General features: G+C 65.9%; 13 protein-coding genes. 2 read left to right on the top strand and 11 right to left on the bottom strand.

The genetic code is table 11. From position 1 onward, the window contains the following. Window positions 1–699: 699 nt before the first annotated feature. On the bottom strand, window positions 700–2,178 hold the full coding sequence (locus DI624_RS05280; RefSeq protein WP_224762270.1) for a methyl-accepting chemotaxis protein: 1,479 nt from the start codon (window positions 2,176–2,178) through the stop codon (window positions 700–702). A gap of 231 nt (window positions 2,179–2,409) precedes the next feature. Here DI624_RS05280 and DI624_RS16095 point away from each other — a divergent pair, with 231 nt between their 5' ends. After that, the gene (locus tag DI624_RS16095) at window positions 2,410–2,802 is read left to right on the top strand and encodes a MarR family winged helix-turn-helix transcriptional regulator (protein WP_367142085.1); all 393 of its coding nucleotides are present in this window, start codon (window positions 2,410–2,412) and stop codon (window positions 2,800–2,802) included. Window positions 2,803–2,997: 195 nt separating this feature from the next. Here the strand turns inward: DI624_RS16095 and DI624_RS05275 are convergent, their stop codons facing one another. From DI624_RS05275 to DI624_RS05245, 7 genes are all read right to left on the bottom strand, one after another. Further along, the gene (locus DI624_RS05275; protein WP_291536472.1) at window positions 2,998–4,473 is read right to left on the bottom strand and encodes an ATP-binding protein; all 1,476 of its coding nucleotides are present in this window, start codon (window positions 4,471–4,473) and stop codon (window positions 2,998–3,000) included. A 6-nt stretch (window positions 4,474–4,479) separates the two neighbouring features. Continuing rightward, window positions 4,480–4,869 carry a hypothetical protein gene (locus tag DI624_RS05270; protein ID WP_291536470.1) on the bottom strand — a complete coding sequence of 130 codons (390 nt, stop codon included), beginning with the start codon at window positions 4,867–4,869 and terminating at the stop codon, window positions 4,480–4,482. Then, window positions 4,802–5,863, bottom strand: coding sequence for a zinc-dependent alcohol dehydrogenase family protein (locus DI624_RS05265; RefSeq protein ID WP_248116169.1), 1,062 nt, complete (start codon window positions 5,861–5,863; stop codon window positions 4,802–4,804). The genes DI624_RS05270 and DI624_RS05265 overlap by 68 nt, the downstream gene beginning before the upstream one ends. A gap of 16 nt (window positions 5,864–5,879) precedes the next feature. Continuing rightward, window positions 5,880–6,335 carry a cyclophilin-like fold protein gene (locus DI624_RS05260; protein WP_291536468.1) on the bottom strand — a complete coding sequence of 152 codons (456 nt, stop codon included), beginning with the start codon at window positions 6,333–6,335 and terminating at the stop codon, window positions 5,880–5,882. Window positions 6,336–6,366: 31 nt separating this feature from the next. After that, window positions 6,367–6,789, bottom strand: a complete 423-nt coding sequence (locus DI624_RS05255; protein WP_191558967.1) for a cupin domain-containing protein — start codon at window positions 6,787–6,789, stop codon at window positions 6,367–6,369. A 114-nt stretch (window positions 6,790–6,903) separates the two neighbouring features. Beyond that, window positions 6,904–7,968 (bottom strand): alpha/beta hydrolase, encoded by a 1,065-nt coding sequence (locus tag DI624_RS05250; protein WP_291536465.1) that lies wholly within the window; start codon window positions 7,966–7,968, stop codon window positions 6,904–6,906. A gap of 23 nt (window positions 7,969–7,991) precedes the next feature. Further along, on the bottom strand, window positions 7,992–9,182 hold the full coding sequence (locus tag DI624_RS05245) for an MFS transporter (protein WP_191558962.1): 1,191 nt from the start codon (window positions 9,180–9,182) through the stop codon (window positions 7,992–7,994). Between the two features lie 107 nt (window positions 9,183–9,289). Here DI624_RS05245 and DI624_RS05240 point away from each other — a divergent pair, with 107 nt between their 5' ends. Continuing rightward, window positions 9,290–10,186 carry a LysR family transcriptional regulator gene (locus DI624_RS05240; RefSeq protein WP_248116175.1) on the top strand — a complete coding sequence of 299 codons (897 nt, stop codon included), beginning with the start codon at window positions 9,290–9,292 and terminating at the stop codon, window positions 10,184–10,186. A gap of 376 nt (window positions 10,187–10,562) precedes the next feature. Here DI624_RS05240 and DI624_RS05235 read toward each other — a convergent pair whose 3' ends face one another. From DI624_RS05235 to DI624_RS05225, 3 genes are read right to left on the bottom strand one after another with little or no spacing between them, the layout of a single operon-like run. After that, window positions 10,563–12,860, bottom strand: a complete 2,298-nt coding sequence (locus DI624_RS05235; RefSeq protein ID WP_291536459.1) for an ABC transporter permease — start codon at window positions 12,858–12,860, stop codon at window positions 10,563–10,565. Beyond that, entirely contained in the window at window positions 12,857–13,894 is a 1,038-nt protein-coding gene (locus tag DI624_RS05230) for an efflux RND transporter periplasmic adaptor subunit (protein WP_291536457.1), read from the bottom strand. The genes DI624_RS05235 and DI624_RS05230 overlap by 4 nt, the downstream gene beginning before the upstream one ends. Further along, the gene (locus DI624_RS05225; protein ID WP_291536474.1) at window positions 13,891–15,405 is read right to left on the bottom strand and encodes a TolC family protein; all 1,515 of its coding nucleotides are present in this window, start codon (window positions 15,403–15,405) and stop codon (window positions 13,891–13,893) included. The genes DI624_RS05230 and DI624_RS05225 overlap by 4 nt, the downstream gene beginning before the upstream one ends. Window positions 15,406–15,413: the final 8 nt, after the last annotated feature.

Here is a 15,413-nt window from a genome sequence, read left to right as displayed (position 1 = left end):
TGATCTGCTCTTCCGTGAATCTCGCTCGTTTCATTCCGTCCGTCCTTTCAAGGGCCGGACTCTAGCTCCGCGTGGAGGAAATTCTCAGGGGCACGTCAATCTCGGCATCGAAGTCGACGACGCGCTGGAGATTTCAGAGCAGATCGACCTCTGAGCAGGCTTGGGGCGGCCCGCCGTAAAGCGGACTGCCCTATGTCTCAGAACTGTGGAAAGCGGACGTCACCACCAAACGACGGCGATCAGCGTAGCACAATAGAGGAAGAGGGCTGGCAGGGTCGCAACCGACGACCACATCATCCTGCCTCTCGAAGCCAATTGGAAACCCAATACTGGGCTTCCGAGCAGAACAGCTGTGATGGTCGTTATTCCGGCAAATGCACCGTATTCAGCCGTGCTGAATGTCCATAACCCGGCGATCAAGCACCAGAACGTAGCCAACACTCCCCCTAACGCCGTGGCCACTATCGAGAAAACTGCGGGTGCCTTGGCCCACCGATCTACGTCGGGGAGTGCGGACGACATCTGGATTTCCTTGCCAGCTAGCCGTTACACAAGCAGACGCCGTGAGCGTCTGCAACGGGTGGGAAGCGGCCATTGGCTATGGCTTGCGGTCAGTCCTCCGCTGACCCAGGGCATTCATTCAATGTGCGGCACATTATGGAGGTAAGGGCTCGATCTATGCCGGAAGCGGCTTTTTTCTTAGAACTCCTCCCAACTCGACGCCACGACCGCCAGCGCCGGGCCATTACGCCCTGGCGCCATACGGGCGCGCGAAGGGGCGGTATGAGCGCGGGCGAAGCTTTCGACGCGAGCCTGGGCCTTGTGGATCGGCGTCGGCGCCTTGGCGACTTGGCTGGTTTCGAAGCGGCCGACGAGTTCGGCCAGTTCGGCGGCTTCGCGGCTCAGGCTCAGGCTGGCGGCGGTCGATTGCTCGACCATGGCCGCGTTCTGTTGAGTGACCTGATCCATCTGGTTCACGGCGGTGTTGACCTCGGCCAGACCCACCGCCTGCTCCTGAGTCGAGGCGCGGATTTCGCTCATCAGGGTCGTGATCTCTTCGATCCGCCCCGCAATGCCGGTCAGAGCCTCGCCCGACTGACGCACCAGAACCACCCCGTCCTTGACCTGGCTGGAACTGGCCGAGATCAGCGTCTTGATCTCCTTGGCCGATTCCGCCGAACGCTGCGCCAGGGCCCGTACTTCGGACGCGACGACGGCGAAGCCACGACCGGCCTCGCCCGCACGGGCGGCCTCGACTCCGGCGTTCAGGGCCAGGAGATTGGTCTGGAAGGCGATCTCGTCGATCACGCCGATGATCTGGCTGATCTCATTGGACGAGCGTTCGATCTCGCCTATGGCGGCGACGGCCTTCTGGACCACCACGCCGCCGGTCTCGGCCTGGGTCCGGCCTTGGGTCACGACAGTGTCGGCAGCCTGGGCGTTCTCAGCCGTCTTGCGCACGGTGGCGGTTATCTGGTCCAACGCGGCGGCCGTCTCTTCCAGACTGGCGGCCTGCTGCTCGGTGCGGCGTGACAGATCCTCGGCGGCGCTGCCGATCTCCTGTGCGCCCGACTGCATCGACCCGGCGTTGACGCCGATTACGCCCAGCGCCTGATCCAGCGTCGCCATGGCTTGGTTGAAGTTGTCGCGCAGGACGGCGTAGTCGCTCGGAAAGTCGTCCTGGATGCGATAGGAAAGGTCGCCGGCCGCCATGGCCGACAGCCCCCTGGCTGTGCCTTCGACTACGGCGGCCTGAACTTGCGCGGCCTGACGGTCCGCCTCGGCCCGGCGTTCGCGCTCCTCTTCGACGGCGGTCACGTCCGTGGCGAACTTGACCACCTTGTAGGGACGCCCGTCGCTGTCCAGGATCGGATTGTAGCTGGCCTCGATCACCACCCGATGGCCGCCCTTGCCGAAGCGTACGAACTTGTCCGCCACGAACTCGCCGGCGTTCAATCGACGCCAGAACTCGGCATAGGCCGGCGTCTGCGCCTCGGCCGGATCGACGAACATCCGGTGATGGCGTCCGACGATCTCGCTGAGCTCATAGCCGATGAACGACAGAAAGTTCTGGTTCGCCTCGCGTACCGTTCCATCCAGATCGAACTGGATCACCGCCTGGGAGCGATGCAAGGCGTCCACCATGCTGCGCCGTTCCGCCTCAACAGCCTGCTGCACTGTGCGAGTCTTTGATCCGAAGCCGAACATCATCATCTCCAATCGGCTCCCGAGAGGGCCGATCTCATATTCAGACAAGAACCTTAACAGTGATGGTATCAAACTTGATTTAATTGCGGGCCGCAGTGTTAGCGTTGACCCTTTCCCTCTCGGATCGGCCTGATGAGCTCAACGCGACAGTTTGCAGAACCCGACGATTAGTCGGAGCTTCATGTCGATCAACAGCTCTGCCTGGAGCTCCAAACGAGCAGTAGTCTCATTACGCGGCTTTACCGAAAGCTCCTGGCTCCGCTTGGCCTCACGCACCCGCAGTATCTGGTCCTTATCGCGCTATGGGAACTCGACGGCCCGACGACCATGGGCGACTTGGGAGATCGGATCTCGTTGGAGACGGGATCATTGACCCCCCTCATTAAACGCATGGAGAAAGCAGAGCTTGTCACCCGTAAACGCGACGATCGCGATAAGAGACGGGTGTGGGTCCAGGCGACAACAAAGGCGGGGGGACTTCGTCAGGAGCTACTCTCGGTACGACGCGAAGTCGTCCGGCAACTTCCAATCAGACCAGACCAGATCGCAGCCCTCACACGGCTGCTGCAAGACATGAACGAAGCGCTGTCGTAACCACCCGACTATCCCGCCGAGGTTCGAAGCCGACGTCAGGATCGTGGAATAGTGTCTTGGCGACTTCCGCTTGGGTTGCGCCGCCGTGGTCCCTGGCGGAATATGTCTGCTTAGGGTCGATTTCAGTCCAGAGGCCGAAAGCGGACGTTGGCCCCAGTCCGGAAAGCAGTTGCGGTCGACGTCAGCCAGGGGTTGTCAGGCGACGTTGGCGAGCTCAGTTGACCGAACTGCCGTGATCGCCTGACACACTTGGTCCAATAGACGTGTCGCCTCTATCGGCTTGGAGATATGCCCGTCGGCTCCAGCTGCCATAGACTTCGCGACATCTTCTGGCATTGCGTTCGCCGAAAGCACGTAGATCGGTGTGGTGAGAACCTCGCCCGTTGCCTCTAACGCCCTGATTTTGGTGATGGCAGTGAGGCCGTCCATAACCGGCATCTGCATATCCATAAGGATCAGATCGAAGGTCTCGCATTTTGCCGTATTGACGGCGTCGGCGCCATTCTCGACGGACGTCAGACTGGCCCCGGCCGCGCCCAGGATAAGCTCGACGACACGGCGATTGACGGGATGATCTTCGGCCAAAAGAATGCGGACGCCTTGTAAAGGCGCAGCTTCGATTTGATCTTCCTCGTCGGCTCGAACGGCCTGAGTATTTGAAGGGGCCTTGGCTAAATCCAGGATCAACGTGAAGGTCGCCCCCTGTCCGGGAGCCCCATCTGCGGTCAGCTGCCCTCCCATAGCACCCGCCAGTGCATGGGAAATCGACAGACCCAGGCCTGACCCGCCAAAGCTCCGGGTGATTGACCCATCAATCTGCTCGAACCTGGAAAACAGCTTTGCTTGCGCGGTCGCATCGAACCCGATGCCGCTGTCTCGAACCTTAATGGTGAAGCGGGTGTGAGAGGCGTCAGGTTTCGCGGCCACTGTCAGGTGGATGCTCCCGCTGCGTGTGAACTTGACGGCGTTGCTCAGCAGATTGGCAATGATCTGCCTGACCCTCACGGCGTCGCCTATGTAAGCGCCAGCAGCGTCGGGATGGACGACGACTTGAAGGTCCAGCCCCTTTGCCTGGGCCTGAGGGTCGAACAACGCCGCACAGGTATTGACGGCGTCAGCCACGTTGAAGGGCTCGGCCAAGACGGTGAGCTTTCCCGCTTCGACCCTCGCAAGATCGAGAATATCCGTGAGAAGCGTCTCTAGAGTTTTCGCGGACCCCTCGATCAAGTGGACCATTTCACGCTGATTTGAATCAAGATTCGTACGCGCCAGTGCGCCGGCCACCCCCATGACCCCGTTAAGGGGCGTGCGTATCTCATGGCTCATGTTCGCCAAGAATTCCGACTTGGCCTGGTTGGCGGCCCCCGCTTTTTCAGCTGCGGCCTTCAACGCTTCAGACGTCTTTTCCGCGAGATCCAGCGATGCCGATACGGCCCTGCTGTCCGCCAGTCCCTGTCGCGTCGCCGCAGCGAGATGAGCCAAGTACATGAAATTGGCGAGACAGACGAAGGCAGCGGTCGGTTTGCCCGGCTCGGTCACCAGCGAAATCAGAGGCAAGGCCACAAGCAGCAGGCCAAACGGCGCCGTAGCAGCCCAAACCATTGCGGCGGAGGAACTGGCGTGCAACCGCACATTCATCACCCCACCCGCAAGCACAGTGACGGCGAGCACTCGCCCCTACCAACCTTCCATGAACCATGCCAACGGCGCGACGCTCGCAAACACGGTGGTGCTGACAACGACAGACGCGACAAAAAGCTGTTTACGCCAGTGGGGTGCGACAAACACCTCCCTACGCATCGGCGCGCTTATCCAGGACGTGGCGAGTTGCGCGGCGACTGTCGCAATCAACCAAATGACCGGCCACGCTGCCGCGTCATGTAGAAAGACGGCTGCCGCGATTCCCACGCTGAATAACAGCCGGATGGGAAACTCCCGGACGCGGCGGCGTGCAATATCGGTCCAGTCTTCATCTCGCATCCAGGCAAGATGAGAGCGTTTAGTTGACTGGCCGTGAACGTGTCCGAAAAATGTCAAAATGATATTTGCCGACTTGGCCGTGGTCATCGGCTGCTTGGCAGCTAACGTCCGCTATGCCCTCGGCCACGTCCTCAATCGGCAAGGTCAGGTCGAAGACCTTGCCGGGATTGATCTTGCGGCTGAGGACGAGGTCCATCAGGTGGGGCAGGAAGCGGCGCACCGGGGCCGGGCCACCCATCAGGCTCTTCTGGGCGAAGAATAGGAACTCGCCGTTCAGTTCGACGCCGTGGGGGACGCCGACGAAGCCGACAGCGCCGCCGGGTCGGGCGCAGTTGATCGCCTGGTGCATGGATTCGTTGGTGCCCACGCATTCAAGAACCGAATCCGCCCCGACGCCCTTGGTCAGTTCCTTGATGCGGGCGACGCCGTCGTCGCCGCGCTCGGAGACGATGTCGGTCGCCCCGTATTCCAGCGCCAGGTTCTGGCGGCTCTTGTGGCGGCTCATGGCGATGATCCGCTCGGCGCCCATCTGCTTGGCCGCCAGAACGCCCATCAGTCCGACCGCGCCGTCGCCGACGACCGCGACCGTCGAGCCGGGCTGAACGCGTGCAGCGTCGGCGGCGTACCAGCCCGTGCCCAGAACGTCCGACACGGCCAGAAGGCTGGGGATCAGATCGTCGTCGGGGATGGTCTCGGTGGCGACCAGGGTGCCGTCGGCCAGCGGCACGCGGGCGTAGGATGCCTGCGCGCCCGACATGAACTCGCGCTGCTCGCAGGAGGACTGGAAGCCGTGGCGGCAATGCGGGCAGGTGTTGTCCGAGATGCAGAAGGAGCCGACCACGAACTGGCCGGGGCGGACGGTCTTCACGTCGGCGCCGACCTCGACCACGACGCCGCAGTATTCATGGCCCATGTGCATGGGGCCTTCCAGCGGTTGGAGGCCGCGATAGGGCCAGAGGTCAGAACCGCAAATGCAGGTGGCCGTCAGCTTGATGATGGCGTCGGTGGGCTTGAGGTTTTGGGGTTCGGCGACATCTTCGAAGCGGACGTCGCCGGGGCCGTGAAGGACAGTGGCAAGCATGGGTTTCGCCTTCTGATCAGGTTCGGGGAGGAATAAGTTCGATGCGGACGGGCGCGTCGATCTTGGCCAGCGCCTCGATGTGGCCTTCGAGGCGGCCCAGGCGGACCAGGCCGCGCGAGTAGCCGAAGTCGCGATAGAAGATCGCGAGATTGCCCCAGGGGGCGTAGTAGGCGATGTCGCCGGCTACGGGGGCGACGCCCTCGGGCGCGTCAGCCGTGGAAAGCGCGCGCGGCAGGTCGGCGATCTTCTCCGTGCGGTTGTAGTCGCTCAGCGTCAGTTCGATCGGCAGGAGGGCGGCGAGGTCCCGCGCCGCCTCGCTGTCATCCAGCACGGCCGTGAACGTCTGATCGGCGGCGATAATTCTGATCTTCATCGGCTCATCCACGGTTTGCTCCGAACGGCTCGGCTCACCGGCCGAGGCGTCGGACGTCGGCCCGCTGCAGGCGGCGGCGAGAACGGCGACGGCCAGCAAGGCGAGCGGCTGTCTCCAGGCCCGCATGATTTCAGCGCCCGCCGTCCGCTGTTGGCGGTCCAGCTAGGTATTGGTCGTCGGTCACATGCTCCATCCACTCGACCATCTTGCCGTCCAGGGCCTCCTGGATGGCGATGTGCGTCATGGCTGTGGTCGGTGACGCGCCGTGCCAATGGCGATGGCCGGGCGGACACCAGACGACGTCGCCGGCGCGGATTTCGACGATCGGTTCGCCTTCGCACTGGGTCCAGCCGACGCCGGACGTCACGACCAGGGTCTGACCCAGCGGATGGGTGTGCCAGGCGGAACGCGCGCCGGGCTCGAAGGTCACGCTGGCGGCGCCGTGACGCGCGGGGGCAGGCGCGGTGTTGAGCGGATCAATACGAACCGTGCCGGTGAACCACTCGGCCGGCCCCTTCTGTGAGGGCTGGGTTCCGTTGCGGTGGAGTATCATAGGGGCCTCCTTGATCGACTGTGCGGCCGTCGGCGCGACGGGCAGGAACAGTGCGGCGATCGTCAGGCCGATCACGAGCCGGATTGGACGACGCGGGATCATAACGCCGCGCCCTTAGACAAGATGCTGCTCGAAGAAGGACTGGAGTTTGTCGAACGGGATCACGTCCAGGCGGTCGTAGAGATCGATGTGACTGGCGCCGGGAATGATCATCAGTTCCTTCGGCTCAGCCGCAGCGGCATAGGCGGTCTCGCTGAAGTAGCGCGAGTGGGCCTTTCCGCCGTGAATCAGCAGGATCGGGCGCGGCGAGATTTCCTTGATGTAGGTCAGGAGCGGCATGTTCATGAAGGACAGCGGGTTGGTGACCGTCCACGAGCCGTTCGAGTTGACCGCGCGCGGGTGGAAGCCGCGCGGCGTCCTGTAATAGTCGTGATAGTCGACCAGGAACTGGGCTTCGCCGCCCTTCAGCTCGTTCATGGCCGGGCCATAAGCGGGCGCGCCGTTTTCTGCATCCTGCCAGCGCTGCCGGCTCAGTTGCTCCAGGGTTTGCGCGCGCTCTTCGGCGGTCACGCTGTCATTGTAGCCCCGGGACATGACGCGGGTCATGTCATACATGGTGCTGGCCACGACGGCCTTGACCCGCTTGTCCACGGCGACGGCGTTCAGGGCCATGCCGCCCCAACCGCAGATGCCGATGACGCCGATGCGCTCGCGGTCGACGGACGGATGCAGGCCGAGGAAATCGACCGCTGCGCTGAAGTCCTCGGTGTTGATGTCGGGCGAAGCGATGTTGCGCGGCTCTCCGCCGCTTTCCCCCGTGAAGGACGGATCGAAGGCCAGGGTCGCGAAGCCGCGCTCCGCCATGGTCTGGGCATAGAGGCCCGATGACTGTTCCTTCACCGCGCCGAACGGCCCGCCGACGACCAGCGCGGCCAGGCGCTGATCGCTGCGAGCCTTGGGCAGATAGAGGTCGCCCGAAAGCGTGAGGCCGTAGCGGTTCCTGAACGTGACCTTCTGGTGGTCGACGATTTCGCTTTTGGGGAAAAGCTTGTCCCAGTCGTTGGGCATGGTCTGCGCCTTTGCATTGGACGTGTTGAAGAGCGACCCGGCGGCTGCGGCGACGACGCCGGCGCTGGTCAGTTTCATAAGGTTGCGTCGGCTCGTGTCTGAGGTGGTCATGGCTATCTCCTCGTTCATGTCGGTCATCGGGGTTTCAGCAGCCTGCGGCCGTTGCCGATCAGGACCAGCGCTGCCCCGGCCAGGACCACGCTGCCGATGAAGGTCGCCCGGATCGAAAAGCCGTCCAGCAGCCAGCCGCCCGCCACAGCGCCGAGCAGGATCGAGGCCTGGACGGCGGCGACCATCAAGCTGCCTGCGGCTTCCGGCGCGTCGTCGGCGTTCTGGGACATCCAGGTCATCCAGATCACCGACATGGCGGTGTTATTTGCGCCCCACAGCGCCAGCAGCACGCCGGCCGCGAACGGTGATCCGCCCAGGAACAGAAGTCCGAGCGTGCAGCCGCCCATCAGCAGGGCTGGCAGCCGCAGAAGGCGGGCGACATCGCCTTTCAGGAAACGGCCGGAGGCCCAGGTGCCGACGAAGCCCGCGCAGCCCAGCACCAGCAGCAGGACCGACAGCACCGTCACGTTCGCCCCCGTCACCCGCTCCAGGAAGGGGCGCAGATAGGTGAACATGGTGAAAGCCGAACCCCAGGACAGCATCGAGGCGATGATGCCGATCAGGAAATACGGCCGCTTCAGCAGGCTGAACATGGCCCGGAAGTCCTGCCGCTGGCCCGCAGGCAGGGAGGGTAGGGCCACAACGTGCCAGATCAGGTTGACGGCGACGATGGGCGTCAGCGCCCAGAACACCTCGCGCCACCCGAACAGGTCGCCGAGATAGCTGCCGACCGGCGCGGCGAAAGCCGCAGCGATGGCTTGGCCGCCGTACATCAGGGCCAGGGCGCGCGGCACGTCGTCTTTGGGAACCAGGCGCATGATGACGGCTGTGGCCAGGGCCCAGAAGCCGCCGATGCAGATGCCCAGCAAGGCGCGGCCGATCATCAGCACCGCAAAGTTCGGCGCGGCCGCGACCAGCACCAGCGACGCCAGCATCAGGGCGGTCATGGCGACTAGGACCCACTTGCGGTTCAGCCGTCCGGCCGCCGTGGTGATGAGCAGGCTGGCTGCGACCGCGAACAGGCCGCTGATCGAAATCGCCTGCCCGGTCTGGCCCTGGGTTGCGCCGAGGCCTTCGGCCATCGGCGTCAGCAGGCTGACTGGCATGAATTCCGAGGCGATCAGCATCGCCACGCACAGGGCCATAGACAGGACCGCGCCCCAGGCGGCGGCGGGCTTGACGGTCGTATCGGTAGTGAGGGCGACTTCGATCATGGCCGAACTTCTATCGGCGAACGCACAAAGCGATTAGTCGTCCTAATCGGCATGAACTAATCGATATGAACGAATAGTCTGACGCAGCGCCGAGGAGGAGACCGCCCGTGGAACGGACCGACTTCAATCAACTGACCTGGTTCCAGGCTGTCGCCGAGGAGCGCAGCTTCACCAAGGCGGCGGCGCGGCTCGGCGTGGCGCAGTCGACGCTCAGTCATGCGATCAAGCAGCTTGAAGCCCGGATGGGCATTCGTCTGCTGACGCGGACCACACGCAACGTCGCCACGACCGTCGCGGGCGAGCGGCTGCTGCAGACCGTCGCCCCGCGCATGAGCGAGATCGAGGAGGAGATCGCGGCGCTTACGGCGTTTCGCGACAAACCGTCCGGCTCAATCCGGCTGACCCTGTCCGACCATGCCCTGCAGACCGTAGTCTGGCCCAAGCTGAAGCCCGTGCTCCAGGCCTATCCGGACATCAGCGTCGAACTGCTGCTGGACAGCAGCTTCCGCAACATTGTCGAGGAGGGTTACGACGCCGGCGTCCGGCTCGGCGAAAGCGTCGAGAAGGACATGATCGCGGTCCGTATTGGACCTGACTGGCGCCTCGTGGCGGTGGCTTCGCCCGAATACCTGGCTAGCCATGGGCGGCCCAAGCATCCGCAGGACCTGGTCCGCCACCGATGCATCAACATGCGCCAGGAAAGCGCCGGCGGCCTCTATGCCTGGGAGTTCGAGAAGGACGGGAAGGAGTTGAGGGTCAGGGTGGACGGCCAACTGACCTTCAACAACTCCTACGCCATGATCGACGCGGCGATCAGCGGCTTCGGCATCGCCTATGTGCCGGACAGCATGGCGGAGGCGTCGATCGCCTTAGATAAATTGGAGGTGGTTCTGGACGACTGGTCGCCGCCCTTCGACGGCTACTTCCTCTACTACCCCAGCCGGCGGCAGAACCTCCTGGCGTTCCAGATCATCGTCGACGCCCTGCGGCATCGCGGGAATTGAAGTCCGCTTTCAGGCTTTGATCTAATGACCGCTTCTGGCGCTTAGCTGACGCTGACGAATTTAGCTTTTGAGGTGTCTCAATCCCGCGCGGCCGCGCGGGCCTCATGCACGGCGGATGCCGTAGCATGATACCCGGTCGCTCGCACCTGACTTGCACAGATCGCTACACAGTCAACCGGTCTTGTGATATAAATACTTTAAGTATCAGACATTTGATGCTGGCATGTGTGACTTAAAATCTGCCGGACGAAAGTCCTTGCCGGTTCGATCCCGGCCGCCCGCACCAGCGGATTTCAGCGCGACCGCTCCGCGGTCGGCGACGAACACTTCCGACGGGGGGAGAAGGTCGGGGTCGTCGCTCAGGCCCGGCCGAAGCCTAGGCCTGCGCCGGACGGGTCAGGCGCCAGCCCGCCAGGACGCCGAACAGGATCGCCAGCAGCAGCAGGGTCAGCAGTTCGGGGGCGACCTCGGGGATGCGGGCGCCTGCGGCGTTCAGCTTGACGAAGGCCTGGATGGCCGAGGTCGAGGGCGATAGATGCGCCAGCCAGGCCAGGGGCTGGGGCATCAGGAACAGGGGCCAGGCCGCGCCGCCCAGGAAGAACAGCGGCACCGAGGTCCCGACCAGGATCTGCATGGCCCGCTCGTGCCGGTCGAACAGGCTGCCGATGGCCAGTCCCAGGGCCGATACGCCCGCCGCGAAGATCGGCGTGGCCAGCAGCACTCCCGCCAGGTCGCCCATCCGGGGGTAGTCCTGAAACCAGAAGACGAAGCCGAAATAGAACAGGCTGGACAGGCAGCCCACCGTGGTCAGCGCCGCCCACAGGCCCAGAAAGCCCCACAAGGCCAGAGGCTGTGCGCCGGTCTCGCGCCGCAGGCCCGCGAACAAGGCCGCGCCCAGCAGCAGGGTCTGTTGCAGGATGATGGCGCTGACCGCCGGCACGGCGTAGCTCCCGTAGCCTTCAGCGGTGTTGTAGAGCGGGCGCTGCACCACGGACGGGGCGCGTTCGGCCAGGCGCGCGGCCTCCGATACGGGGGTCAGGGCGTGTTCGGCCGCCGCCGCCGCCGCGCCGGCCAGGGCCTTGCCCATCGCCGTCACGCGAACCAGATAGGCGCCGTTCAGATAAAGGCCCACGCCCTTGGGGTCGCCGTGGACCAGGCTGGCCTCGAAGCGGGACGGGATGTTCAGGACGGCGTCGACCCGACCGTTGCGCATCATCCGCTCGGCCTCGTCGGGGGATCGAACGATGGCCACGGGGTCCAGGGCCTGGGTGGCGGCGATCTCCCTCACCAGTCGGCGGCTAAGGGCGGAGTCGTCCTGATCCACGATAGCCAGCGGCAATTTGACCGGCGTCTGACCGGCATAGGCCAGCGGATAGTAGAAGGCGTAGGCGACGACCGCCAGCAGCAGGGTGCTGGACAGGGGGCGATGTTTGAAAATCCCTGCCAAGCCGCCCAGGAAGGCGCCGCCGAAGCTGCGGGGCGGCAGTTCCAGGCTTAAATCTTCCGCCTTGGGCGCCCGGCGGGCCAGACGGTGCGCCAGGGGAACGGCCAGGGCGAAGGCGGCCAGGGCGACGCCCGCCAGGATCAGCAGGGACGGCAGCGAGGCGGCCAGGTCGGACCCCAGCACCATCTGCTGGCTCTGCAGACGCAGATAGTGGGTGAAGGGCAGGATGGCGCTCCAGACCTGTGAAAAGACCGGACCGTGGTTCAGGGGAAGGGTGCCGTTCGAAAAGGCGATGGCGGCCCCGGCGTAGATGGCGGTGGCCGAAAAAGCGACGTCCATGTCGCCGGTCAGGGCGACCAGCAGGGCCGACAGCGCCGCCGTCACGGCCATCAGCGCGACCAGGCCGGCGGCCAGCATGGCAAGACTGCCTTCGACCCCCCAACCGCGCCAGCCGCACAGCCAGGCGATCCAGGCCAGGCCCCACAGGGTGAAGACGACGACATAAGGCGTCAGCTTGCCGGCCAGGGCGGCCGCCAGCCGGCCGTCCATTCGCGCCGACCAGGCCATCAGAGATCCGCCGCGCAACTCGCGCCCCACGCCCATCACCGCTGCGCAGGCCATCAGCAGATGCAGCACGCCCGGCGCGATCAGGCCGCCCAGGAACAGTTCGAAACTGAGCTGGGGATTGCCCAGCAGCGTGACCTGCACGGCCGGCGGTTTCACCTCGGCGGCGGGTAGGCCGGCGGCGCGCGCCCGTTCCAGGATCATCGGCGCGGCCGCCTCGGCCAGGGCGAGGGTCTGGGCCGTGGACGCCAGCGCCCCGACGGTCTGGAAGGCGCCGTTGTAATAGACGATCAGGGCGTCGGACTGACGAAAGGCGTTCCGCTCGATCCCCTTGGGAATATAGGCGACGCTGTAGATTCGGCCCGCGCGCATCAGGGGCCAGGCGGCCTGGAGATCGGGGGGCTGAGCCACGACGCGCAGGCCTGGACTGGACTGCATGTTGCGGATGGCGGCGCGGCTGAAGGCGGAATGATCCTGGTCCACCACCGCGACCGGCGCGTCGCGCACCACGCCTTGGAACAGCATGGCCGCGACCGCGCCCAGCAGCGCCAAGGGCATGACGACCAGCAGGACTTGGTCCCAGCGGCTGCGGGCCAGGTGCGCGATCTCGGCGCGCAGGGCGCGGGCGAAGACGCCGCCCGACCGCCGCCCGGCCGGGCTCGTCACCGGGCGGGCCAGTCGAACAGCACGCTCATGCCCGGGCGCAGGCCCTGGACCGGCGTCACGGGTTCGGCGTGAATCTCGAAGCTGCGCACGTCATAGCCGCGCGACTGACGGGTGGCGCGCCAGGTGGCGAAGTCGCCCTGGGGGCTGATGTAGGTGACGCGGAAGGGCGCGGCCTTGCGGTTCAGGGCCGGGATGTCGCCCCGCACCGTCTGGCCGATCTTCAGCCCGGCGAAGTCGCTTTCCTTCAGGTTGAACGAGACCCAGACGCGGCCGAGGTCGATCACGGTGAAGACCGGCACCCCGATCAACACCAGTTCGCCGGGGTTGGCGAAGCGTTCGGCGATCTCTCCCGCCACGGGGGCGACCAGGCGGGTCTCGCTCTGAAGCGACTGGGTTTCGCCGACGCCGGCTCGGGCGGCGGCGACCTGGGCGTCGGCGATGGCCTTGTCCTGTTCGCGGGTTCCGGCGACGGCCTTCAGATACTGCTGGCGCGCCGCCTCGGATTGGGCGGCCGAGGCGGCGCGGGCGGCGACCGCCTCGTCCCGTCGCTGAGCCGAGATGACCCCTTCGGCGAAAAGGTTTTCGGCCCGCCGGGCGGTCTGGGCCGCCAGTCGCGAAGCGGCCTGGCTGCTGCGCCAGATGGACTCCAGCGACCGCACGTCCTCGGCCCGCGCGCCCAGGCGGCTGAGCTGCTGCACCGCCTCGGCGCCTTGCAGAGCGGCGACGGCCTGCTGATCGCGGGCCTCGATCTCGGGGCTGGACAGGATGGCCAGGGCCTGACCCTTGGCGACCCGGTCGCCGGCCGAGGCCAGAAGCTGCTCCACGCGGGCGGGGGCCTTGGTCGCCACGGTGAAGGTTTCGGCCTCGACCATGCCCTGGACCTGGGGCGCGGCCGGGCGGGCGGCCAGATAAAGGCCCACGCCGATGAAGATCAGGACAGCCAGAACGGCGGCGCCGATCAGCACGGTCCTTATCGTCGCGCGGCGCCGCCGGCGCGGGGCGGTCGGGGCGTCGACGGGGGCAGGGTCGGTCATGGGGCGATCACCCGGTCGGCGCGGTTGAGATAGTCGGCGAACTGGTCGCTGCGGCGGCTGGCGGCCAGCAGGGCGGCCAGGGCCAGTTCGTATTCATAGGCGGCGGCCGCGCGTTGGAGCCGGGCCGTCCCCAACAGATTGCGCGCGTCGATCAGGGCCGAGGCCGGGGCCTCGCCCTCGCGGAAGGACAAGTCCTGGATGCGCAGGTTCTCTTCGGCGGCGGCCAGGCTGGAGTCCAGCGACAGGAACTGGCGGCGCGACAGTTCGACCAGATTATAGGCGCGGATCACCAGCAGGCGCACCTCGCCGCGCGCCCCGCGCTCGACCTGTTCGGCGGCCTGGGCCCTGGCCTGGGCGGCGCCCAGCATCCGGCCCCGATCCAGCGACGACAACAGGGTGATGCGCGCGCCCACGCCCACGGCCCAGTCCGGTTCTGTCGGCAGGGCGTGGTCCGGGTTCAGATTATAGGTCCCGAAGGCGAAGACCGAAGGCTTGAACCGCGATCGGGCCAGATCGACGCCCGCCTCGGCTAGGTCGCGCCCGGCCTGGGCCTGGGCGATCCGGGGATGGTTGGCCGCCCCGGCCGCGATGAAGTCGTCGACCGGGGCGACGGGTTGAGCGTTGACGAATAGCGGGCTGGTGGGCCGCACCTGGCCTTCCACCTCCATCAGCCGGGCCAGGCTCTGGACCGCCGTATCGTGCTCCAGTTCGGCGCGGTCGACCTGACGCTGGGCGGCGTCGCGGGCGACCTGGACCTGAAGCCGCTGGCCGGCGCTGAGCACGCCTTCGCGCTCCATCAGCCGGGCGTTGCGCAGATGCAGGTCGAAACCATCGCGGGTGTCGCGCGCGATGGTCAGGGCCTCCAGGGTCAGGGTCTGGCCGAAATAGGCGCGGACCAGGTTGACGCTCTCGATATCCCCCGCCTCGGCCTGACGGGCGCGGGCCATCTCCACATTGGCCCCGGCCGCGTCGCGCAGCGCCGGAATGGCCCCGCCGGTGTAGATCGGCGCCACCGCCGTCGCCACGGGGCGGAAGACGGTGTCGGCGGTCCTCAGGCGCACGTTGCCCGGCAGGCTGGCGAAGAACTCGGGCAGGGCCTGCTGCAGCCGGTCGTTGATGGTCTGGAGGATGTCGCCCGGCACGCCGGGAAGATCGCCGATCAGGCCGGGCAGAAGCTGGCCCGCCACATCCTGGGCTTGGCCCAGAGCGTCGGACAGGTCGATGTCGAACGTCTTCTGATAGCGCAAAAGCTGGGCGTCCAGCGACACGGTGGGGCGGTTCAGGGTGGCGACCGCCCCGGCCTGGGCCTGGGCCGCCGCGACATTGGCGTCGGCCGCGCGGCGCACGCTGGACACCCCGTCCAGCCGGGCCGCGGCCGCCTCGAACGACAGGGCGACGCCGTTCGTCGCCGGCGGCTCCTGCGCCCAGGCCAGGGTCGTCGGCGTCAGGGCGAACGCGCCGGTCAGGATCGACAGGCCAAGCCTGCGCCGTCCGAACCTCCTCAACCTCATCGCCACCC

Source organism: Brevundimonas sp., assembly GCF_003248455.1.
GTDB lineage: Bacteria > Pseudomonadota > Alphaproteobacteria > Caulobacterales > Caulobacteraceae > Brevundimonas.
This window is presented reverse-complemented; position numbering and strand designations above follow the sequence as displayed.